30 protein-coding genes are annotated in these 17,377 nt (G+C 65.4%); 26 read left to right on the forward strand and 4 right to left on the reverse strand.

Annotated features, from left to right (window positions below):
- Positions 1–432 precede the first annotated feature (432 nt).
- Positions 433–1,062, forward strand: coding sequence for a TetR/AcrR family transcriptional regulator (locus HWY45_RS22585; protein WP_059880685.1), 630 nt, complete (start codon positions 433–435; stop codon positions 1,060–1,062).
- Positions 1,063–1,218: 156 nt separating this feature from the next.
- On the opposite strand, the gene HWY45_RS22590 is transcribed toward HWY45_RS22585, so the two are convergent.
- Positions 1,219–1,965: a MipA/OmpV family protein gene (locus tag HWY45_RS22590; RefSeq protein ID WP_059880344.1), complete on the reverse strand. Its 747-nt coding sequence runs from the start codon at positions 1,963–1,965 to the stop codon at positions 1,219–1,221.
- A 244-nt stretch (positions 1,966–2,209) separates the two neighbouring features.
- Between HWY45_RS22590 and HWY45_RS22595 the strand changes: the two genes are divergently transcribed.
- The 3 genes from HWY45_RS22595 (at position 2,210) to fabZ (ending at position 5,184) form a co-directional block, all read left to right on the forward strand.
- Positions 2,210–2,938 carry a response regulator gene (locus tag HWY45_RS22595; protein ID WP_059880341.1) on the forward strand — a complete coding sequence of 243 codons (729 nt, stop codon included), beginning with the start codon at positions 2,210–2,212 and terminating at the stop codon, positions 2,936–2,938.
- Positions 2,939–4,312 carry an ATP-binding protein gene (locus tag HWY45_RS22600; RefSeq protein WP_059880337.1) on the forward strand — a complete coding sequence of 458 codons (1,374 nt, stop codon included), beginning with the start codon at positions 2,939–2,941 and terminating at the stop codon, positions 4,310–4,312.
- 419 nt (positions 4,313–4,731) lie between these two features.
- Positions 4,732–5,184, forward strand: a complete 453-nt coding sequence (gene fabZ, locus HWY45_RS22605; RefSeq protein WP_059880334.1) for a 3-hydroxyacyl-ACP dehydratase FabZ — start codon at positions 4,732–4,734, stop codon at positions 5,182–5,184.
- 145 nt (positions 5,185–5,329) lie between these two features.
- On the opposite strand, the gene HWY45_RS22610 is transcribed toward fabZ, so the two are convergent.
- Positions 5,330–5,710, reverse strand: a complete 381-nt coding sequence (locus HWY45_RS22610) for a helix-turn-helix domain-containing protein (protein ID WP_060092221.1) — start codon at positions 5,708–5,710, stop codon at positions 5,330–5,332.
- 360 nt (positions 5,711–6,070) lie between these two features.
- On the opposite strand from HWY45_RS22610, the gene HWY45_RS22615 reads away from it, so the two are divergent.
- From HWY45_RS22615 to HWY45_RS22715, 22 genes are all read left to right on the forward strand, one after another.
- Complete coding sequence (locus HWY45_RS22615) at positions 6,071–6,247, forward strand: hypothetical protein (RefSeq protein WP_155634915.1); 177 nt, start codon at positions 6,071–6,073, stop codon at positions 6,245–6,247.
- The gene (locus tag HWY45_RS37185; protein WP_269114411.1) at positions 6,247–6,369 is read left to right on the forward strand and encodes a hypothetical protein; all 123 of its coding nucleotides are present in this window, start codon (positions 6,247–6,249) and stop codon (positions 6,367–6,369) included. The genes HWY45_RS22615 and HWY45_RS37185 overlap by 1 nt, the downstream gene beginning before the upstream one ends.
- Positions 6,363–6,593 (forward strand): hypothetical protein, encoded by a 231-nt coding sequence (locus HWY45_RS22620; protein ID WP_150998892.1) that lies wholly within the window; start codon positions 6,363–6,365, stop codon positions 6,591–6,593. The genes HWY45_RS37185 and HWY45_RS22620 overlap by 7 nt, the downstream gene beginning before the upstream one ends.
- 3 nt (positions 6,594–6,596) lie before the next feature.
- Positions 6,597–6,803, forward strand: a complete 207-nt coding sequence (locus tag HWY45_RS22625; protein ID WP_060080925.1) for a hypothetical protein — start codon at positions 6,597–6,599, stop codon at positions 6,801–6,803.
- 2 nt (positions 6,804–6,805) lie between these two features.
- The gene (locus HWY45_RS22630) at positions 6,806–7,030 is read left to right on the forward strand and encodes a hypothetical protein (RefSeq protein WP_060080922.1); all 225 of its coding nucleotides are present in this window, start codon (positions 6,806–6,808) and stop codon (positions 7,028–7,030) included.
- Positions 7,030–8,820, forward strand: coding sequence for a replication endonuclease (locus HWY45_RS22635; RefSeq protein WP_060080919.1), 1,791 nt, complete (start codon positions 7,030–7,032; stop codon positions 8,818–8,820). The genes HWY45_RS22630 and HWY45_RS22635 overlap by 1 nt, the downstream gene beginning before the upstream one ends.
- Positions 8,780–8,980, forward strand: a complete 201-nt coding sequence (locus tag HWY45_RS22640; protein WP_150998889.1) for a hypothetical protein — start codon at positions 8,780–8,782, stop codon at positions 8,978–8,980. Before HWY45_RS22635 ends, HWY45_RS22640 begins: the two co-directional genes overlap by 41 nt.
- 17 nt (positions 8,981–8,997) lie before the next feature.
- Positions 8,998–9,303: a hypothetical protein gene (locus HWY45_RS22645; RefSeq protein ID WP_060080916.1), complete on the forward strand. Its 306-nt coding sequence runs from the start codon at positions 8,998–9,000 to the stop codon at positions 9,301–9,303.
- Positions 9,300–9,818 (forward strand): hypothetical protein, encoded by a 519-nt coding sequence (locus HWY45_RS22650; RefSeq protein WP_081072259.1) that lies wholly within the window; start codon positions 9,300–9,302, stop codon positions 9,816–9,818. The genes HWY45_RS22645 and HWY45_RS22650 overlap by 4 nt, the downstream gene beginning before the upstream one ends.
- Before the next feature lie 38 nt (positions 9,819–9,856).
- Positions 9,857–10,477: a helicase HerA domain-containing protein gene (locus HWY45_RS22655; RefSeq protein WP_230946878.1), complete on the forward strand. Its 621-nt coding sequence runs from the start codon at positions 9,857–9,859 to the stop codon at positions 10,475–10,477.
- Positions 10,478–10,838: 361 nt separating this feature from the next.
- Positions 10,839–11,633: a major capsid protein P2 gene (locus tag HWY45_RS22660; RefSeq protein ID WP_060080910.1), complete on the forward strand. Its 795-nt coding sequence runs from the start codon at positions 10,839–10,841 to the stop codon at positions 11,631–11,633.
- Between the two features lie 70 nt (positions 11,634–11,703).
- Complete coding sequence (locus HWY45_RS22665; RefSeq protein WP_060080906.1) at positions 11,704–12,105, forward strand: hypothetical protein; 402 nt, start codon at positions 11,704–11,706, stop codon at positions 12,103–12,105.
- A 3-nt stretch (positions 12,106–12,108) separates the two neighbouring features.
- Positions 12,109–12,429 (forward strand): hypothetical protein, encoded by a 321-nt coding sequence (locus HWY45_RS22670; RefSeq protein ID WP_060080903.1) that lies wholly within the window; start codon positions 12,109–12,111, stop codon positions 12,427–12,429.
- A complete protein-coding gene (locus tag HWY45_RS22675) occupies positions 12,426–12,842 on the forward strand; it encodes a hypothetical protein (RefSeq protein WP_060080900.1) in 417 nt (138 codons plus the stop codon). The genes HWY45_RS22670 and HWY45_RS22675 overlap by 4 nt, the downstream gene beginning before the upstream one ends.
- Positions 12,839–13,405: a hypothetical protein gene (locus tag HWY45_RS22680; RefSeq protein ID WP_060080897.1), complete on the forward strand. Its 567-nt coding sequence runs from the start codon at positions 12,839–12,841 to the stop codon at positions 13,403–13,405. The genes HWY45_RS22675 and HWY45_RS22680 overlap by 4 nt, the downstream gene beginning before the upstream one ends.
- A 1-nt stretch (position 13,406) precedes the next feature.
- Positions 13,407–14,177: a hypothetical protein gene (locus tag HWY45_RS22685; RefSeq protein ID WP_060080892.1), complete on the forward strand. Its 771-nt coding sequence runs from the start codon at positions 13,407–13,409 to the stop codon at positions 14,175–14,177.
- Positions 14,174–14,848: a glycoside hydrolase family 24 protein gene (locus HWY45_RS22690; RefSeq protein ID WP_150998886.1), complete on the forward strand. Its 675-nt coding sequence runs from the start codon at positions 14,174–14,176 to the stop codon at positions 14,846–14,848. Before HWY45_RS22685 ends, HWY45_RS22690 begins: the two co-directional genes overlap by 4 nt.
- Positions 14,845–15,219: a hypothetical protein gene (locus HWY45_RS22695; RefSeq protein ID WP_060080889.1), complete on the forward strand. Its 375-nt coding sequence runs from the start codon at positions 14,845–14,847 to the stop codon at positions 15,217–15,219. Before HWY45_RS22690 ends, HWY45_RS22695 begins: the two co-directional genes overlap by 4 nt.
- Positions 15,220–15,222: 3 nt before the next feature.
- Entirely contained in the window at positions 15,223–15,489 is a 267-nt protein-coding gene (locus HWY45_RS22700; RefSeq protein WP_060080886.1) for a hypothetical protein, read from the forward strand.
- A gap of 24 nt (positions 15,490–15,513) precedes the next feature.
- Complete coding sequence (locus HWY45_RS22705) at positions 15,514–15,795, forward strand: hypothetical protein (protein ID WP_060080883.1); 282 nt, start codon at positions 15,514–15,516, stop codon at positions 15,793–15,795.
- A 30-nt stretch (positions 15,796–15,825) separates the two neighbouring features.
- Positions 15,826–16,029 (forward strand): hypothetical protein, encoded by a 204-nt coding sequence (locus tag HWY45_RS22710; RefSeq protein ID WP_060080880.1) that lies wholly within the window; start codon positions 15,826–15,828, stop codon positions 16,027–16,029.
- Entirely contained in the window at positions 16,029–16,214 is a 186-nt protein-coding gene (locus HWY45_RS22715) for a hypothetical protein (protein WP_060080876.1), read from the forward strand. The genes HWY45_RS22710 and HWY45_RS22715 overlap by 1 nt, the downstream gene beginning before the upstream one ends.
- Positions 16,215–16,431: 217 nt before the next feature.
- Here HWY45_RS22715 and HWY45_RS22720 read toward each other — a convergent pair whose 3' ends face one another.
- Together HWY45_RS22720 and HWY45_RS22725 are read right to left on the reverse strand one after the other, a co-directional pair.
- Entirely contained in the window at positions 16,432–16,860 is a 429-nt protein-coding gene (locus tag HWY45_RS22720) for a hypothetical protein (RefSeq protein ID WP_060080873.1), read from the reverse strand.
- A 10-nt stretch (positions 16,861–16,870) separates the two neighbouring features.
- Positions 16,871–17,104: a hypothetical protein gene (locus HWY45_RS22725; RefSeq protein WP_060080870.1), complete on the reverse strand. Its 234-nt coding sequence runs from the start codon at positions 17,102–17,104 to the stop codon at positions 16,871–16,873.
- Between the last annotated feature and the right edge of the window lie 273 nt (positions 17,105–17,377).

Here is a 17,377-nt window from a genome sequence, read left to right on the forward strand (position 1 = left end):
GACCACGGCGGGTCGCACCGGTTTATGCAGGCGCGCGCGAGCGTCTCCGTCGACGGTGCGCATGACGATCAACCAGTACTACGACGTTTGAGGTGCAGTTCGTCCCGATTGCCGACATGGCACGGCTTGCGCACGGCGATGGCCAACGAGCGTGCCGACGGGGCCGTCCGCACGTCCCCGACGCTCGCTACCGTGGGTCCGCCACAGTGTCTGCACAAGAACCGGTTCTGTGATTTCGAGATTAGACTCATAACTGATAATGTTGTCAAGTATGAGCGAGCAATCTAGAATTGCGCCATGCAGAAAATTCTTTTGGAAGGGGAAGGCGCGCTCGTGGACGACAAACCGGTCCGGCCGCGTCGCCCGAATGCGTCAGCGGGCGGCGCGGAGCAGCGCCAACCGCGCGGTGCCCGGCGCAAGCAGGCGACACGTATGCGCTTGCTGCGGGCGGCGTTCGGCCTGATGGCGGAAAAGGGCAGGGACAACGTCGCGATCAGCGAGATCACCGAGGCGGCGGATGTGGGGTTCGGCTCGTTTTACTACCACTTCGAATCGAAGGACGGCCTCTTCGCCGCGCTGACGGAATGGGTGTTCGACGATTTCGCGGACGGGCTCGAGCGTCTTGCGAGCGGTTTGTCGGATCCGGCCGAGGTCGTGTCGGTTTGCGTGCGTCACACGCTGATGCGCGCGCGCCGCGAGCGGCTCTGGGGGCAGTTTCTGGTGCGGGAGGGTTTCTCGGTGCGCGCGCTCGACCACGGGCTGGGCCAGCGCTTGCGGCGGGACAGCGAGCGCGGAATCGCGGCACGCCGCTTCGTCGTCGGTGATCCGTTCGTGAGCGTGCTCGCGATGACGGGGACGATTCTGGGGGCGATCGCGGCCGAGTCCTACGCGGCCGACACGGCTGCGGGCGGGGCGAGGAAGCCGGTGGGAGACGAGGGCCGGCTCCCCGAGCGGGCCGCGGCGATGGTATTGCAGACGCTCGGCCTGACGCGCGCGGAGGCAAAGGACGTGGCGAACCGACCATTGCCGCCCGGCGACTTCACCGCTGCGGAGAGCGGTTGACGATCGGTTGCCGCCGACGCAGGTCCGGTCGATCCGCTCATCGAGGTCGCGGCGCCGGCCTGACGCCGGAGCCGACTGCATGCTGCCGCACGCTGTCCGCGGCACCGTCGGCACGTCGCGCGCGGACAATGCGCGCCTGCGTTGTCGATCAACGCTTCAGAACTTGTACGTCGCGCCGGCCATCCCATAGTAGTTGCTGCGCGTCTGGACGATCGGGCTGTCGCCGTAGCGCCCTAGCAACCGCGTGAAGCCGCTGCTCGCGTGCACCGACCAGTGCCGCGACACCGCCCAGTTCCACGCAAGCGACAGCGTCGCGCTGTCGACCCCGCCGCTCGTCGAGTACGGCCTGAATCCGCTGGCCGTCGACTGCGCATCGGTCACGCCGTAGAAGGTCTGCATGTAGCGCCCCGTGCCCGCATGCACGCTGCCCGTCAACACGACATCGTGCCGTCCGGCCGCGAACACGGGCACCGCGAGATCGACATGGCCGGACAAGCCGCGCGACGTGTGCGTGACCGGAGCGTCGACCGTGACGCTCAATTCGCCGCCATCCAGCAGCTTCACACCTGCCCGCATGCCGACGACCACCGCGCCCGGAATCCGGCCCATCCCCTTCAGATGGTCCGAACCGGGCAGATCGAAACGATTTTCGTCGGTACGGCCTGCGGCGTAACCCACTGCCGCCGACACGAACGCACCGTTCGGCAGGTTCAGCCGGTAGCCTGCGCCGGCGCTGGTGTCGATGAAGAAGCCGTTGCCGAACATCGCGGAGAACGAGGGCGCGACGACGGCGCGATACTGGTTGCTGCCCGGATAGCGTGGCGCAAAGCCGCCGCCGAGCGAAATCGCGTACTGGTTTTCGGCGTGGGCCAACGTGGCGAGCGTCAGGCTGGCAAGCGGCATGCAATAGCGGAAGGAGCGGAGGGATGGACGCACAATTTCGGGACCAGAGTGGCGGAGCCCGAAGTCTAGGTTCGACCGCGTGGCGCGACTGTCCGGAATCTGCGGTGAATGTGTGTTCAATTGTGATCGATTGTTCCCGACTGTCGTGCGCTGCCCGTGCGGCCGGAACGACGGTTAGAATTCCGGCTCCGCGCCGCGCGCCCACGTGCAGGACGAAGGACGGTGCGTGCATTTCGAGGAGACAATGAACGAGAATCCGCTTGCACACCGAGTGCTGCTGATCGAGGACGACGACCGACTCGCGCGACTCGTGCGCGAATACCTCGACGGCTATGAATTTGCCGTGAGAATCGTGCCGCGCGGCGATCTCGCGGTCGCCGCGGTACGCGAATACCGGCCCGCGCTCGTGATACTCGACCTGATGCTGCCGAATCTCGACGGGACGGAGGTATGCCGGCGCATTCGCGCGTTCACCGATGTCCCCGTGTTGATTCTCACCGCGCGCGCCGATGTCTACGACCAGGTCGCGGGCCTCGAAACCGGCGCCGACGACTACGTGACGAAGCCGATCGAGCCGCGCGTGCTGGTGGCACGTGCCCGCGCGCTGTTGCGCCGCGTGGAGCCCGCCGTACCGGAGCCGGCCGCAGATGCGCAGCCGCCCGCGCTCGTGTTCGGCGAACTGACGATTTCGCCGCCGAACCGCACGGTCACGTGGCGCGGCGATCTCGTCGACCTGAAGACCGCCGAGTTCAACCTGCTGCTGATCCTCGCGCGCGCGGCCGGCACGGTGCTGAGCCGCGACGACATCCTGAAGCAGCTGCGCGGGATCGAGTTCGACGGAATCGACCGGTCGGTCGACTCGAGCATCTCCAAGCTGCGCCGGCGCTTCGAGGACGCATCATCGGAGCCGCGCCGGATCAAGACCATTTGGGGCCGCGGCTACCTGTTCAGCCCTTCTGCCTGGGACGAGTAAATGCTGCGCCCATTGATCAAGCTGTATCTCATCGTCATTCTGTGCTGCGCCGCGTCGATCCTGTTGATTCAATACTCGTTCAACAGGATTTTCTACGAGCGCGTGGCGCAGGCACAGCGCGATGCGCTGTCTACCTACGCGTTTGTGCTGAACGACTATATCGAACGTCATCCGGGCGCGAAGCGCACGCTCGCGCTGCGCGAACTTGCGCAGCACGGAAACGAGCGATTCGGTTTCGCGACAATGGCCTACGCCCGCAGCCAACTGAGCGGCGCGCCGCTGCGCGACCTCGACGCCGGCAGGATCGCAATCAGTTACGACCGCAAGCATTACTACATGCCGCTCAAGGACGGTTCGGTATTGCATGCGAACCCGATCGGGCCGGCCGACCTCGACATCAAGATCTATGCAAACGGCATGGTCGCGCTGGCGGCGCTGTTCGCCGTCGCGCTGTGGATTTCGTATCACTGGCGCGACCTTCGCCGGCTGCAGAATGCCGCTCGCGCCTTCGGCGCGGGGAACCTTGCAACGCGCGTGAAGCTGTCAAGCCGCTCGAACATCTACGATCTCTCGCAGCAGTTCAACGACATGGCCGAGCGAATCGAAGCATCGATCAATCAGCAGCGGGAAATGATGCACGGGATCTCGCACGAGCTGAAGACGCCGCTCGCGCGCCTCGAATTCGGGCTTGCGCTACTCGCCCAAGGCGACGACAGCGCCCGGATGCGCGAGCGTCGCGAAGGGCTGCAGCGCGACGTGCGCGAACTCGACGAGCTCGTTACCGAGCTGCTGACGATCGGACGGCTGGAACAAGGCGCGAGCGAGCTTGCACCGATGGAAGTCGTCGTCGATGCGCTGATCGACAGTGTTGCCGGCAATGTCGCGAACGATGTCGCCGATCGGGGTCTCACGCTCGGCGTGTCGACGGCCGGCGCGCAGGCCACCCACGTGTGCGATCCGAAACTCGTCGCGCGCGCGCTGCTGAACCTGATTCGCAACGGCTCGCGTTACGCGTCGCGCACGGTGCGGCTGTCGGCGGCGAGCGATGCGTCGGGTGCACTCGTGCTGAGCGTGGATGACGACGGTCCCGGCATTCCGGTCGCCGAACGTGCGCGCGTGTTCGAACCGTTCCAGCGGCTCGACTCGAGCCGCGACAGGCAGACCGGCGGATTCGGTCTCGGGCTCGCAATCGTGCGGCGCGTCGCGCTCGTGCATGGCGGAAACGTGCGACTCGAGGACTCGCCGCTCGGCGGTGCGCGCTTCGTGATTTCGCTGCCGGCGCGGGCCCTGCCGGAGCGTGCGGGCGATGCGCCGGGGAAGACGGTGTACGGCGGGAACGAGTGCGCCGATCGCATCGCCGCGTCGAGATCATGACGTTCGCGCGCGGACGATCGCTAGGGGCCGCCGCGTCGCCCGTGATGGTGCCGACGACATCCATCGATCTCAGGCGGGAGCGCGACGTCGCGACTGGGCGCATCGCGTGCGGAGAATTTTTAAAGAACCAATGCTCTATGTTCGGACTTCGAAGTGCACGATGCGAATTGACGACTTTTTTCGAACATAGACGAAGTGACGGCATTGTTTCGGCGAGGCTGTCGATAAAGTCATCAGGCACCTCGAGTTGACATCTTTGCTTTGCTATATGTTGTCCTACACAATTTCACGACAATTGACGCGGGCGATGGGAAAGCGGCATCGGAGCCGCGGCCCGGAAGCTTTCACTTTCGAATGGCCCTGAATCGGGGCAGCCTCGGGTACCAGGCTCAACACAAACACGACGAAGACAAATCACCATGAACGCATCCGACATCAATATCCACAAGATTCTGGAGCTGCTGCCGCATCGGTATCCGATTTTGCTGGTCGATCGTGTGCTCGAATTCGAGCCGCAGACGCGGATCAAAACCCTCAAGAACGTGACGATCGACGAGCCGTACTTCGTGGGGCACTTCCCTGGGCAACCGGTGATGCCGGGTGTCATGATTATTGAGGCGCTGGCCCAGTCAGCCGGCCTGCTGACGCTCGGCGCGGACATGGAGCGGAGGGCAGGGGCGCTGTATTACTTGGTCGGGATAGACGGCGCGCGATTCAAGCGCGTGGTGCGCCCCGGCGACCAACTCCATCTGAACGTTTCCGTGGTGCGTTGCATCCGTGGTATCTGGAAGTTCCAGGCTAACGCGACCGTGGGCGGCGAAGTGGCCTGCGAAGCCGAGTTGATGTGCACCGTGAAGCAGGCCGAAGGCTAGGATCCGCTAACGCAACTGGACAAGGCGCGAGGTGGCTTCGCGCCGCGTTGAACGGCGTTTGTATGTGCTGCACAGGCGGCCCGCGTCTTCAACTGCACGGAGGCCGGACATCCCGATAATCCGGTTCAGCCTGTCTTTTCATATTTTACATAAGGTGATGAATTGCGCAGTCAGCGCGGACTGGCGCTGATTGCGCGGGCGAGGGAGCGCCGGCTAGCCCGACCATAACCACGGCTATCGCTGCCGTGGCCGTCGCTCCCGTCGCTTTTCCCCAGGCGTTCTCCCACACGCGGCGAACGCGCGCATCCTTCGCGCCTTCTGCCTTACACGCGGAAATCACTTCGAGTGGATCGAGGCCGAGCAATTCGGCTACGCGGATCGCGGTTCCCTCATCGAACACGGTTTTGCCGTTGCGGTACAGGCTGACGGCAGAGCGCGTCACGCCTAGCACCTGAGCGGCTGCATAGTCGGACGGTAGGTCGAGGCGCTTCTTCAGCGCATCCAGATATTGAATTGTTGTTTTCATACATCCCTCCCTGTTGACTTCACCCGACGTCAAGGCTAGATCAACGTCGAGTGCCGCGCAACGTCGAGTGTTACTTGACGTGTCGAGTGAAACTTGACTATTCTTCCGATCACTCGCCCCAAAAGCGCCACCGTTTCACCCATCCCGACGGCGCGGGACGGCCATCCCGCAAGGTGCGGGGCGAGTTTTCTTTCGGGGGATGGGGCAATCGGGGGATGCGGCAATGCGCAAAAAATCGTTACAACTTTGTGGGGTTCGAACAACGGCGCTCGGCGGGTACACCATCCAAGGCCCGTACGTACGGGCAGGGCGCGCCGGCTGGCTGCGCCGCCTCGTTGGAAAAATCTTCCGGACGGGGGTGTGACCATGGTGACGAACCACTATCGGGATTGCGAACCGGTGATCGACCCGTTCAAGGTCGTAGATGATTTCGGGCGGATGCTTACGCTCGTCCCGGACATGGACTACTTCGGGGAGTGGTCGAGCAAGCTGCCGATGGCGGCGCTCGCGTTCGTGCGTTCGGGCGAGGTGCACTGATGAGTCGCACCGCATCCGACCTGATCGAACTGCGCCGCGACGATCCGACGTCGCCCGAACTGCGCCGGCTCGCGCTCAACCTGATTGCGCCGGGCGTCGCGCCCGCGTGCGGCGGGTGCTGACCATGGTCGAGGACGGCGATATCGGCTACGCGGGCGAGTATCACGCCTCGTTCGTCGCGCGCCGGCAGCCGGGCGTCGCGCACATTCGCGCGACGCCGGCCGGCGACGCCGCGCTGGCACGCATCCGCGACCTGCTTTCCAAACACCGAACGAACCAAGACCGGCGCGCGCCGGTTCGGTCGGCGTCTATTGCGACGGCGCGCGCCTCATCTTTTCAGGAGTAGGCAATGTCGAAGGCATGGGATACCGCAATCATCAAGGCTGACGCGAATCACCCGGACGCGGGCCGCGCGGGCGTCGTGATCATGGTCGAGCGCAACGTCGACGGCACCGACAAGGTGCTGACGATCACCCTCGATGCGACCGCAGACGGCAAGCCGGTCAAGACCGTGAACGCGGGCGCGGATCAGGTCACCATTCACAACGTCAACTGACCATGGCCGCGCTGCTCTCGAAGTTCCGGACTGGCGACCGCGTGCGCGTTGATGCGCGCGGCGAGTTCTACGCGTTCATCGACGGGTGGCGCGCCATCGTAATGGCGGTCGGCCCGCGCGCGGCGAACCCGATTCACCCGCAGGTGCCGGAAGGCTACTGCGCCATCGAGGCGGATGAGGGGCGCGTGTTCCTCGTCCCGCACGACGAACTGGCGTTCGACCTCTGATGAGCTACCGCCGCATGTCGTCCGATGAGGAATGGAGCGCCGCGCGCGTCGCGGGGCTTCCGCCGCGCTGGCGCGCGCGCATCCTCGATCAGTACGACGAGCAGCACGCGACGAGCGCGCCGGACGCGCGGCGGAACTCCAACCTGTTCCTGCTTTCCCTCACCGAACAACTCGACGCCGTGCGCCTGCCGCTCGGCGCGAACGACGGCGTTATCTGCGACCGCGCGACCGAACTGGCCGCCGCGTGCTCGAGCGTCGCCGAGGTCTATCACGAACCGCGCGCGGCGCGCGAGGCGATGGCGCGCATCGTGGAGGCGCACCAGTGCGACGCGCCGGAGTCGGAGCGCATCGACCCGCGCACGGGCGAAATCAGGGGCGTGCGCGACGTGCCGGCCATCAAGCGCATGACGGACGCGCTCTGGTGGCGCCGCGCGCTGCGCCGCATGCACGCGCGGCACGTCGAAGCGGCGGCGATCGCGCTCGGCTACGTCAACGCGGCGCGAGACATGTACGTGAGCGACGAATCGCTCGATCGGCGCACGCAGCAGCGCAAGCGCAATGCCGCGATGCTCGAGCAGACCATCGCACGGAATGAGGAGGGCGACGAGTTCACGCTCGCCGAACTCGCCGCGCGTGGCGTAGCGAACAAGGCGATCCGCCGTGCCGAACTGATGACGCGCATCGCCGGGTTCGAGCAGATCGCGCGCGATATGGGTCACGTCGGCCTGTTCTTCACGGTTACGTGCCCGTCCCGCATGCACAAGTGGCGCAAGGCCGGAGGCAAGGCGCGCGCGAACCCGCTGTACGACGGCACGCAGCCGAATGAGGCGCAGGCGTATCTCGCGCGCATGTTCGCGCGGCTGCGCGCGGCGCTCGCGCGCGTTGGCGTGCAGTGGTACGGCTTCCGCATTGCCGAGCCGAATCACGACGGCACGCCGCACTGGCATGTGCTGGTGTTCTTCGCGCCGGGCTGGCGAGGCGACGTGCGCCGCGCGGCGCTGCAGCGCGTGTGCGCGATCGTGCGCCGCTACGCGCTGCAGGATTCGCCGGACGAGCGCGGCGCCAAGAAACACCGCGCGGACTTCGAACCGATCGACTGGAGCAAGGGCAGCGCGGCGGGCTACGTCGCGAAGTACGTTTCGAAAAACATCGATGGCTATGCCGTGGGGGATGACCTGTATGGAAATCCGGCGCTTGAATCGTCGGCGCGAGTCGAAGCTTGGGCGTCGACGTGGCGCATTCGCCAGTTTCAGCAGGTGGGCGGCCCACCGGTCACTGTCTGGCGCGAGCTACGTCGCGTTGCCGAACTTCCTGGAGACGCTCCGGAATCTCTGGTGGCCGCGCACCGCGCGTGCAACAAGGTGGCGGGTACGGAAGGCGAGGCAAAGCCGGCATCGTGGGCTGAGTTCATTCAGGCAAACGGCGGCATCCACGCGCCGCGTGATGCTCGTCCGATACAGCTTGCGAAAGAGTGGGATGCGCGCGAGGGCCGGTATGGCGAGGCGATCGGTCAGGTAGTGCGCGGCGTGCGCGCGTGCGGCTGGATCACGTACCGCGACGGCATCGTCGCGGATAGGCGCAAGCTGGTCACGGTGCTGGTGGAAAGCGTGCGGCACGCATGGGAAATCGTCTCCCGTCGAGTGCGCGAGGGTGTTCACGCGGGCATCGCCCGCGCTTGGACTTGTGTCAATAACTGTACGCGCGGCGATGCTGCCGGCGACGTCGAGTTGGCCGATTGGATTTCGGACTATGAAAAATCAGAGCGATACGGCGGGTTCGCGGCCTGCTGAGTGGGGAAAACCGGTCGATGTGGCGCGAATCGCGGTAGCGCGGCGGGAAGCGCGCGCGCTGCGCACGCTGTTCGATGCGTTGACGCCGGTAGAACGGATGCTCGCGGCGAAGCAAATCGACGCCGTGCGGCGGCTGGTGGAAGCGGTAGAGGCGATCTAGATCAACACGGGGGAACCATGCGAGTGAAACCGAAAAAACAGGTCATCGGCACGGCGAAGTGCCACTGCTGCGAGCGGGACATTCCCGTGAAGCGGAACGAGCTAGGCACGCTCGACATGTCGTGCCAGTGGTGCGACCAGACCAACTACGCGAAGGAGGGCACCGAGGCGCATCGGCTTCTGATGAAGCGCGTAACGCTGTTCGAGGCTGGGCCGGTAGTCGAGCCGGCGGCCGGCGAGCCGACGCCCGTGCCTGTCACGCAGGAAACGCCCGCGCGCCACGGTGCGCGGTCCGTGTTCGATCTGATGGCGGGGCGCAAATGATCGACGGCGAACTGACGCAGGATGCGGGCGGCGGCTTCGCCACGCTCGACGGCATGGCGGCCGGCGTCGACGCGGAAGCCGCGGCGGCGCTGAATCCCGGCGCGGCGGTTCCGCCTGGACAACCGGCACCCGGGCCCGACTACGCGCGAGGCGCGGCCGGCATGGTCGATCTGATATCGAGCATGCTCGACGGCTACGCGCCGGGGGCCGGATGGTCGGAGCAGCAGCGCGCGCTGATGGCGGCCAGCATCGCGCCAGTGCTCGAAAAGTACGGCTGGGATATAGAAGGCAGCATGCCGTGCGAGCTGATGGCGCTCGCGGTGTGCGGGCCGGCGCTCTACCAGTCCGCGAAGGTGGTCGCGCTGAAGATTCAGTCCGATCGGCTGGCGCTGGCGCGCGCGGCGCGCGGGCTGGACGACCCGCACACGGTGCGCGGCGGCGAGCAGCCGGCGACGAACGCCGCCGACGCGCTGCGACAGGCGACCGGCCAGACCCCCGTGTTCCCGGACCTGTGACGATGGCGCGAGCAACTGCGAGAAGCTGCAAAAGGGCCGTGGACGCGGCCTACGGCGTCGGCGCGAAGGCGCATATCGAGGCGGTACTCGGCGCGACCGGCAGCGGCAAGTCGAGCTACGTCAAGGGGCTGATGGAGCGCGCGAAGCCGCGGCGGCTGATCGTGTTCGATCCGGATGGCGAGTGGGGTGCGTTCGGAACCGTCGTGCGCCGCGTGGGCGACGTGCTGGAGGGGTTCAAGGCATCACACCCGGCGTCGCCGTGCCGCGCGGTGTTCGTGCCGTCGCCCGATCCGGCCGTCGCGGTGAAGCAATTCGACGCGATCTGCCGCATCGCGTTCGCCGCCGAGCGGCTCACGTTCATCGTGGACGAGCTCAAGAGCGTCACGACGCCGAGCCGCTCACCAACAGGGTGGGGCATGCTGACCGGGCGCGGCCGGAAGCGCGGAATCGTCATCTACGGCCTGTCGCAGCGGCCGGCGTCGATCGACAAAGACTTCATCGGCAACTGCAACTTCGTGCGCACCGGGCGGCTGACCTACGAAAACGACGTGAAGGCGGTCGCGAAGGCGCTGCATGTGGACATGGGCGATATCGTGGCATTGCCCGATCTCGGCTGGATACGGCGCGACATGGCGACCGGCGAGACGACGCGCGGCTGACCCATTCGACCGCGACCTATAGACCGCGCCCAGGCGCGGTTTTTTTATGCTCGCTCGGCCGTGGCCAGGGCGCGACGCACCGCAAATATTTTTCGAGATTTTCGGGTCGGCGAGCCGCGACCTATAGGGCGCGACCTATGGGGCGCGGATTCGTTGAATCCGGCGCCTCGCACGCAGCATGGAGGCTCACAGACGGGCCGCACGGGGCGGCTCACTTCGGAGAGTCGAACCATGAAGGACCTGCTCAAGGCATACGCGCTGTTTCTGGCGATGAACGCGGTGACGAAGATCGTCGTCCGCCCGGTGGCCACGTCGCTGAACGTGCCCCTGCTGACCACGATCGTTTCGTAAGGGGCCGCGCATGCTTCTCGTCAAAAACGTACCGTTCACGAACGTCGTCGCCACCGGCACGGCCACCGTCAATCTGCCGGTGGGCATGTCGTACAACAAGGTCATCTTGGCCCTGGGCGGCACGACGTTCACGAAGGCGATGATCACCGGCATCCGCGTGAAGCTGAACGGCAAAATCATCGTCAACGCGGTCGGCTCGCGCCTCGACCTGATCAACCAGTATCGCGGCCTGACGGCCAACGCCGGCTTCCTGACCATCGACTTCACGGAACCCCGTGCAAAGACGATGACCGAGCAGTACATCGGCAACATCAACACGGCCAAGGGCGTTTCGTCGCTGACGATCGAGGTCGACATTTCCGGCGCGACGGCGCCGACGCTCGATTCCTACTCGGAGCTGGGGCCGCCGGCCCAGCTCGGCGTGCTGGCCAAGCACATCCCGTTCACGGCGTCGTTTGCGGCCTCGGGCAAGTTCCCGATGAAGCTCATCGATATCACGAACCGTGGCGCGCTGATCAAGCGCGTGCACTTCGCGCACGGCGGCAACCTGACCGCGCTCGAAGTGAAGAAAAACGGCATCGTGATCTGGGACAACGTGGCCACGGGCGTGAATAGCTTCTGGCAGGGCGAGTATCAGAAAACGTCGCAGACGAACCTGTACAGCTACGACCCGTGCGCCGACAACAACTACGCGAACGCGATCAAGACCGCCGACGCGACCGCGCTCGAGTTCAATCCGACCTTCAGCGCGGCCGATACGGTGACGGCTGTGGTCGAAGTGCTGGACGTCCTGAGCAACATGTAAGGGCCGGGGCGCGCGGGCCGCTTGACTGCGCTGTCCCGCGCGCTTTTTTCGACACCTACAGGGGAATTCAATGGACGGCTTCGACCCGTCGGCGTTCGGCGTCGGCAACAACACGTACGGTTTCACGACCGGCGATATCGGCACGGCAGTGGGGCCGCAATCCGACGGCACGGTGATCGTGCCGGGGACGGGGCAGGCGATCACTGGCGCGGATCAAGCGGGCTACGGCGCGAGCTATGCGCCGCAGGTGTTCGGCCTGCTGTCGCAGGGCCTCAACGCGTTCACGGGCATCTACACCAATGGTCAGAACCTCGATTACCGCCGCTATGAGGCGACGCAAGCGGGGCTTGTCGCGCAAGGGCAGGCGGCAAGTTCCGCCGCCGCTGCCCAGGTGAACGGCATCCAGAGCAACCGGACGCTGCTGATCCTCGGCATCTTCGCGGTGATCGCGCTGGCAATCCACAAGGGCTGATCGATGAACGGCAACCCGGCAATGGGCCTCGCCTACTCGAACCCGTACAGCGCGGCGGCGATGGCGGCCGGGCAGGCGCTGTCGTCGCTGCTCGGTGGCGGCGGCCCGCAGACGTCGATGAACGCGCCGTTCAACCCGTTCACGGTCGATAACTCGGGCTGGTCGGTCAACTTCGGCAGCGGCAGCGCGAACGCGACCGCGAATCCGGTCTCGACGCTCGCGCAGGGCCTCGCGAACGGTGCGGCGGTGGCGACGGGTGCGTTCGGTGATCCGCTGGTGCTGATCGCGGTCATCGGGCTCGCGTTCGTGGTGCTGCGCAAATGATCACGCTGCGCGCCGAGCCGATCACGGACGCGATCCGCGCGGAAGTCGCGGCGGCGCTCGACGGCACGCCGACGATCCGCGCCAAGACGGATACGAGCGCGGGCATGGTGGACGCGGCCGAGTGCATCGGCGGCGGCACATTCTTCCGCGTGCTCGATGACGGCGTGCCGGTCGCGTTCTACGTGCTCAGGCTGCGCGTGCGCGGCGCGCGGCGCGACGCGGAAATCGTGGTGGCGCACGGTCGGGCCGACTTCGATCTAGTCGAACACGTGGTGCCGCTGATCAAGCGGCAGTGCGCGATGGTGGGATGCGAGGCGGTGCGGGTGCAGACGCGGCGCGCGGGGCTGGTGCGCAAGCTGGAAAACATGGGATTTTCGCGGGCCTCGGTGGTGCTGCGGATGGAGCTGAAATGATCAAGCGACCCGAACAGATTCGACTGCTGGCGCTCGGCCTGCCGGATACCCCGGCGAACCGATCGGATTCGAACAGCAGCGAAAGCAAGACGGAAAACAACTACGCGGACCGGAGGAACGCGGTGCAGGGTGGCGCGGCAATCAGCGGCGACAACAACACCATGTTCACGTCGATCACGACGACCGATCAGGGTGCAGTTCAGGCCGGATTGGGTGCGGCGGTCGCCGCGCTCGGCGCGAACAGCAACGTCGCAAACAGCGCGGTATGGGCCGAGGCGGGCACGGCCGGCAATGCGACCGACAACATGACGCGGGTCTCGCAAAGCGCGCTGACGGCATCGAGTCATCTGGCGGACGTGGGGCTGTCGATGTTGCAGACGAATACGGCGCTCGCGAATTCGCTGGCCGGCGGGGTGAATCAGGCCACGCAGGCGGTTACCGGCATCGCGTCGCAGCTCGCGCAGACCCAGGTCGCCGCGGCGAACGACAACCGCTACCTGATCGCGGCGGGCATGGCCGTGGTCGCGATCGTCGGCGTGATGGCGTTCTCGAAAAAGGGCTGACATGCAGAAATACGACTTCACGGCGCCGGCAAGCGGCGCGTCGCAGGTGGTCAACGTGCCGGGGCGCTACCTGAAATACGTCTCGGGCACGGCGGGCGGGAACGATACGGGCCTGATCGTCACCCCGGGCGGGAAGCCGGGCAGCAAGATTTTGCTGTATCCGGGGCAGGCGGTTACGTTGCCGAACGACGGCACGGCGGGGCCGAACGCGTGGACGATCGCGAACGCGACCGGGCAGGCGCAAATCTCGGGCACGATCGTGATCGGCGATGGGCGAATTGACGACAACACGCTTCAGGGAACCGTGCAGGTGGTGGACGGCGGAAAGTCGCGCACGTTGAGCGCGGCAGCGAAGGTCGGCACGTCCTTTCAGGGTGCGGTATCAGCACAGTATTCGCGTGTGCAGCTCTGGAATCCAGCGAATAGCGGCATTCGATTGGTGATCGAGGCCGTAACGGAGAATCAAGGCAACGCAACGCAATACATTGGGTGCGTATTCAACACGGTGCAGCTGGCGAACCTGACGCAGATGGGGCAACCGAAGCTGGCCGGCGGTGCCGTGTCGGTGGCAGGAACCTATTACGACTCGACGGCTTCGTCGCTTCCGGCGACCACATTCTTGCAAATGTCGCTGCAGGCAAACACGACGTTCTCCTATCCGTTCAAGGAACCGCTGATCCTGCCGCCAGGCTACGGACTCGTCGTATGGGGAAACGTGGTGAACACCCCGATCGGCGCAAACTTCGAGTGGTATGAGGAACCGAACGTATGAATGCGCCGGGGCCGCTCTATCTCATCGCGGCGGGCACGCTCGCGGCGGCGGCCTATGTGTGGTGGACGAACGGAAGCGCGGGCGTCACGTATGACCCGAGCGCGGCCGATGGCGGCAGCGCGACGGATGCCGGAAGCGGCGGCGGATTTTTCACGGACATGGTGAGCAACATGAATTCGAGCGTACAGAACGCATTCACGGACCCGGCGTCCGCCCTGAGCAATACGAACGTGCAGGCGTTCCTGCGCATGGTGCGCGTGGGCGAGGGCACGGCCGGGGCAAACGGCTACACCACGCTATTCGGTGGCGGCCAGTTCTCCGACACGTCGCGCCATCCGAATGTCAAGGTGACGCGCGGCGGATACACGTCGACGGCGGCAGGCGCGTACCAGATTCTCTATTCGACGTGGCTGGAGGCGCAGGCGGCGCTCGGGTTGCCTGACTTCTCGCCGGCATCGCAAGACCTCGCCGCGTGCTGGCTGATCAAGCGGCGCGGCGCGCTTGCTGACGTGCAAAACGGTGCGGTCGCAACGGCCATCGGGAAATGCAATAAGGAATGGGCGAGCCTAGCCGGCAGTCCGTACGGGCAACCGACGCTGACGCTGGCCCAAGATGAAACCAACTTCGCCGCGTTCGGTGGGGTGCAGACGGATGCGGGGACGAGCGCATGAAACTCGATAAGACTGGACTCCTGATGGTTGCTGGCGCGGCGCTGGTGCTGCTCATGGTGGTGCGCAAATCGACGGCGGCGGCCGGAGCGCCGGCAAGCAGCGGGCAAGGCGGGATCGGTAGCGGCGCGTCATCGTTCTGGTCGAACGCGATCAACAACCTGGGCGGTGCGCCGGTCGCAACGACGAGCGCGACGGCCGGCGGCATGCTGCTGCCGGGAGACGTGCGCGTGTTCGCGAATGGCACGTATGAGGCCGGCGGCATGTATGTGGACCCGGGGCAGGTCACGTACAACACCCAGACCGGGCAGGTGCAGGAATCGCCATTCTCGGGCATGTACAACATTCTCGCTCCCAACACCTACGGGTTCTGACGCATGAAAACCGATCACCTGATTGCGCTGTTCGTCGTGCTCTGGGCGTGGGACGGCTACAACCGCTCGCACGCGGGAATGAGCGCGGTCGATGCGACCATGCAGAGCGAGCGCGACAACTTCGCCGGGATGCAGGGGACCAACTTCACCAACAGCCTGTGGGATCCGTTCAGCGGGCAACCCGCGTACATGTTCGGCAGGATCGACGCGCCGGGCGGCCCGGGCGTGATGGGCGAGCCGTCGTACAGCGGCGCTTTCGGGCACATGTAAGCGATGAGTCCGAAAACCGCTCTCATGCTCGCGGGCGTGCTGGCGCTGGTCGGTGCGGGTGTCTATCTCGATCGCAAGTTCGTGAACGCGGGCGGGGCGTCCGGCGTCGCGTCGAATATCGCGGGCGTCATCTGGGACAACGCGGCCGGTGTCGCGGCGAACGCGGGAACATCCATCGTCACCGACATGGCTGCGTTCGCGGACGACAGGCTGCGGCAGCAGCAGGCGCAAGCACCGCTCGCGGCGCAGGGCGTCAACATGCCTTTTCCAACCTCGGCATGGGATGTGGTCCCGGCCGGACTGTAGCAGTGCAAACCAACCTCGGAGAGTGACACCATGAACGCATTTTTCGCCCGTCTGACGGAGCCCTCGACGCATGCCGCGCTGGCCGGCCTCGCGGGCGTCGCATCGCAAATCGCCGTGCAGTTCGGCGCGGACCCGCACACCGTCGCGACGGTCGGCACGGCCGCCGCTTCGCTGTTCGGCATCCTCGGCGTGTTCCTGTCGGAAGGCAAGGGAACCGCGGCGCAGGGCCAGTAATGGACCTCGGGCCGCTCTGGCAGATCGGCACGGCGCTCGTCGCGGCGGGCGCGGTGTATGGCGCGATCAGGGCGGACCTGAGGGCCATTCACCAGAAGGACAGGGATCAAGACGAGCGCATCAAAACCGTCGAGGATCGATTCAACCGGCACATCGAACAGGGGCTGAACCATGGCAACTCGTAAGCGTAAGACGGCGCATAAGCGTCACCACAAGACCCCGGCGCGCAGCAAGCGCACGGGCCGATTCATCAAGCGATAACGGAAGGGACCATGCCGAAGATCGAATGGAAGTCAGCCGCGATCGGCGCGGCGCTGCTGTACGGCTTCATGTGGTGGCGGGCCAGAAAGTCGGCCACGCCCGCAAGCTGAAGAAAACCCGGCCGGAGCCGGGTTTTTCGTTTCAAGTCGGCGCTTGGCAGACCACTGCGGTAGCGTTCGCGTCGACCCGCCGCAATATCGCCTTGCTGTTGCCGATGCTCTGCATGACGGCCTGCACGTCGGCGAGCGGGGCCTGCACATAGAAGCCGTAGTTGTCGGTCGGGTTCGTGCCGGCCGTGTGCTGGAACAGCAGAGGGTCGTTGGAGTAGCCCCAAAGCCAACCCACCGTCATGTTGAAAAACGTAAGCGAATCGTCACGCGTCTTGCGGAACACGTTTTCGCCGCTCGGCGCGATGTGGTCGGCCGGCGTGCGGATCGCGCGCGCCTGGACGAGCGGCGCGAAGAAATCCTGAACGGACAGGTCGCAGTTCGTCATCCGGTCCAGCTTGTACGCGTGGGCGGACAGCGGCAGCGCGACGGCGAGGGCAACAGCAAGGGATTTGAGGTGCACGGTGGTCTCCTTACGTGTGGAAGCCGAACCGCCGGGAAAGGTGTGACCGGCGGTCGATGGCGTGGGCGATGGTCGATTCGAACGTGCCGGCCAGCTTCGCGGCGCGCACCTTGCCGGCCACGTCCCAAAGCCTGACGTAGCGCGCAAAGCTGCGCTCGGTTGCCATATAGGCGGGCGCAAGCGCGGCGACCCAAGCGGCGATTTCGTCTTGGGTGACGATGACTTCCCCGAACAGGTCGAGCATAGGCGGCTGGCGATGGCTGGCTACAGTCGGTATGACGGCAGGAATTCGGGAAAAAATAGGGTCACGCAACGCGGTGGAAACGATCACAGTTGGCTGCGCGCCGACCGCGATATCGATTTGACATAAGGTGATTTAGCGAATTTTTAATTGTAGTAGCTTTTTAGAAATGTCGTGTTCTAGCCATTTAGAAATGTCGTGTTTTGACCTCGGTATGCTGGCCGGTTCCTTGCGGGACCACGGAGCCGGCCATGTATCCAGGTGCACTGGTGACAC

The sequence above is a fragment of the Burkholderia stagnalis genome (genome assembly GCF_902830275.1).
GTDB classification, from domain to species: Bacteria; Pseudomonadota; Gammaproteobacteria; order Burkholderiales; family Burkholderiaceae; genus Burkholderia; species Burkholderia stagnalis.

Excerpts from the sequence above, each read along its gene's own strand:
- HWY45_RS22590 (WP_059880344.1), bottom strand. The coding sequence starts at position 1,965 with ATGCCGCTTGCCAGCCTGACGCTCGCCACGTTGGCCCACGCCGAAAAC.
- fabZ (WP_059880334.1), top strand. The coding sequence starts at position 4,732 with ATGAACGCATCCGACATCAATATCCACAAGATTCTGGAGCTGCTGCCG.
- HWY45_RS22680 (WP_060080897.1), top strand. The coding sequence starts at position 12,839 with ATGATCAAGCGACCCGAACAGATTCGACTGCTGGCGCTCGGCCTGCCG.
- HWY45_RS22610 (WP_060092221.1), bottom strand. The coding sequence starts at position 5,710 with ATGAAAACAACAATTCAATATCTGGATGCGCTGAAGAAGCGCCTCGAC.
- HWY45_RS22690 (WP_150998886.1), top strand. The coding sequence starts at position 14,174 with ATGAATGCGCCGGGGCCGCTCTATCTCATCGCGGCGGGCACGCTCGCG.
- HWY45_RS22650 (WP_081072259.1), top strand. The coding sequence starts at position 9,300 with ATGATCGACGGCGAACTGACGCAGGATGCGGGCGGCGGCTTCGCCACG.
- HWY45_RS22635 (WP_060080919.1), top strand. The coding sequence starts at position 7,030 with ATGAGCTACCGCCGCATGTCGTCCGATGAGGAATGGAGCGCCGCGCGC.
- HWY45_RS22670 (WP_060080903.1), top strand. The coding sequence starts at position 12,109 with ATGAACGGCAACCCGGCAATGGGCCTCGCCTACTCGAACCCGTACAGC.
- HWY45_RS22585 (WP_059880685.1), top strand. The coding sequence starts at position 433 with ATGCGCTTGCTGCGGGCGGCGTTCGGCCTGATGGCGGAAAAGGGCAGG.
- HWY45_RS22660 (WP_060080910.1), top strand. The coding sequence starts at position 10,839 with ATGCTTCTCGTCAAAAACGTACCGTTCACGAACGTCGTCGCCACCGGC.
- HWY45_RS22700 (WP_060080886.1), top strand. The coding sequence starts at position 15,223 with ATGAAAACCGATCACCTGATTGCGCTGTTCGTCGTGCTCTGGGCGTGG.
- HWY45_RS22705 (WP_060080883.1), top strand. The coding sequence starts at position 15,514 with ATGCTCGCGGGCGTGCTGGCGCTGGTCGGTGCGGGTGTCTATCTCGAT.
- HWY45_RS22645 (WP_060080916.1), top strand. The coding sequence starts at position 8,998 with ATGCGAGTGAAACCGAAAAAACAGGTCATCGGCACGGCGAAGTGCCAC.
- HWY45_RS22710 (WP_060080880.1), top strand. The coding sequence starts at position 15,826 with ATGAACGCATTTTTCGCCCGTCTGACGGAGCCCTCGACGCATGCCGCG.
- HWY45_RS22595 (WP_059880341.1), top strand. The coding sequence starts at position 2,210 with ATGAACGAGAATCCGCTTGCACACCGAGTGCTGCTGATCGAGGACGAC.
- HWY45_RS22675 (WP_060080900.1), top strand. The coding sequence starts at position 12,426 with ATGATCACGCTGCGCGCCGAGCCGATCACGGACGCGATCCGCGCGGAA.
- HWY45_RS37185 (WP_269114411.1), top strand. The coding sequence starts at position 6,247 with ATGAGTCGCACCGCATCCGACCTGATCGAACTGCGCCGCGACGATCCG.
- HWY45_RS22625 (WP_060080925.1), top strand. The coding sequence starts at position 6,597 with ATGTCGAAGGCATGGGATACCGCAATCATCAAGGCTGACGCGAATCAC.
- HWY45_RS22725 (WP_060080870.1), bottom strand. The coding sequence starts at position 17,104 with ATGCTCGACCTGTTCGGGGAAGTCATCGTCACCCAAGACGAAATCGCC.
- HWY45_RS22665 (WP_060080906.1), top strand. The coding sequence starts at position 11,704 with ATGGACGGCTTCGACCCGTCGGCGTTCGGCGTCGGCAACAACACGTAC.
- HWY45_RS22685 (WP_060080892.1), top strand. The coding sequence starts at position 13,407 with ATGCAGAAATACGACTTCACGGCGCCGGCAAGCGGCGCGTCGCAGGTG.
- HWY45_RS22695 (WP_060080889.1), top strand. The coding sequence starts at position 14,845 with ATGAAACTCGATAAGACTGGACTCCTGATGGTTGCTGGCGCGGCGCTG.
- HWY45_RS22640 (WP_150998889.1), top strand. The coding sequence starts at position 8,780 with ATGAAAAATCAGAGCGATACGGCGGGTTCGCGGCCTGCTGAGTGGGGA.
- HWY45_RS22715 (WP_060080876.1), top strand. The coding sequence starts at position 16,029 with ATGGACCTCGGGCCGCTCTGGCAGATCGGCACGGCGCTCGTCGCGGCG.
- HWY45_RS22630 (WP_060080922.1), top strand. The coding sequence starts at position 6,806 with ATGGCCGCGCTGCTCTCGAAGTTCCGGACTGGCGACCGCGTGCGCGTT.
- HWY45_RS22600 (WP_059880337.1), top strand. The coding sequence starts at position 2,939 with ATGCTGCGCCCATTGATCAAGCTGTATCTCATCGTCATTCTGTGCTGC.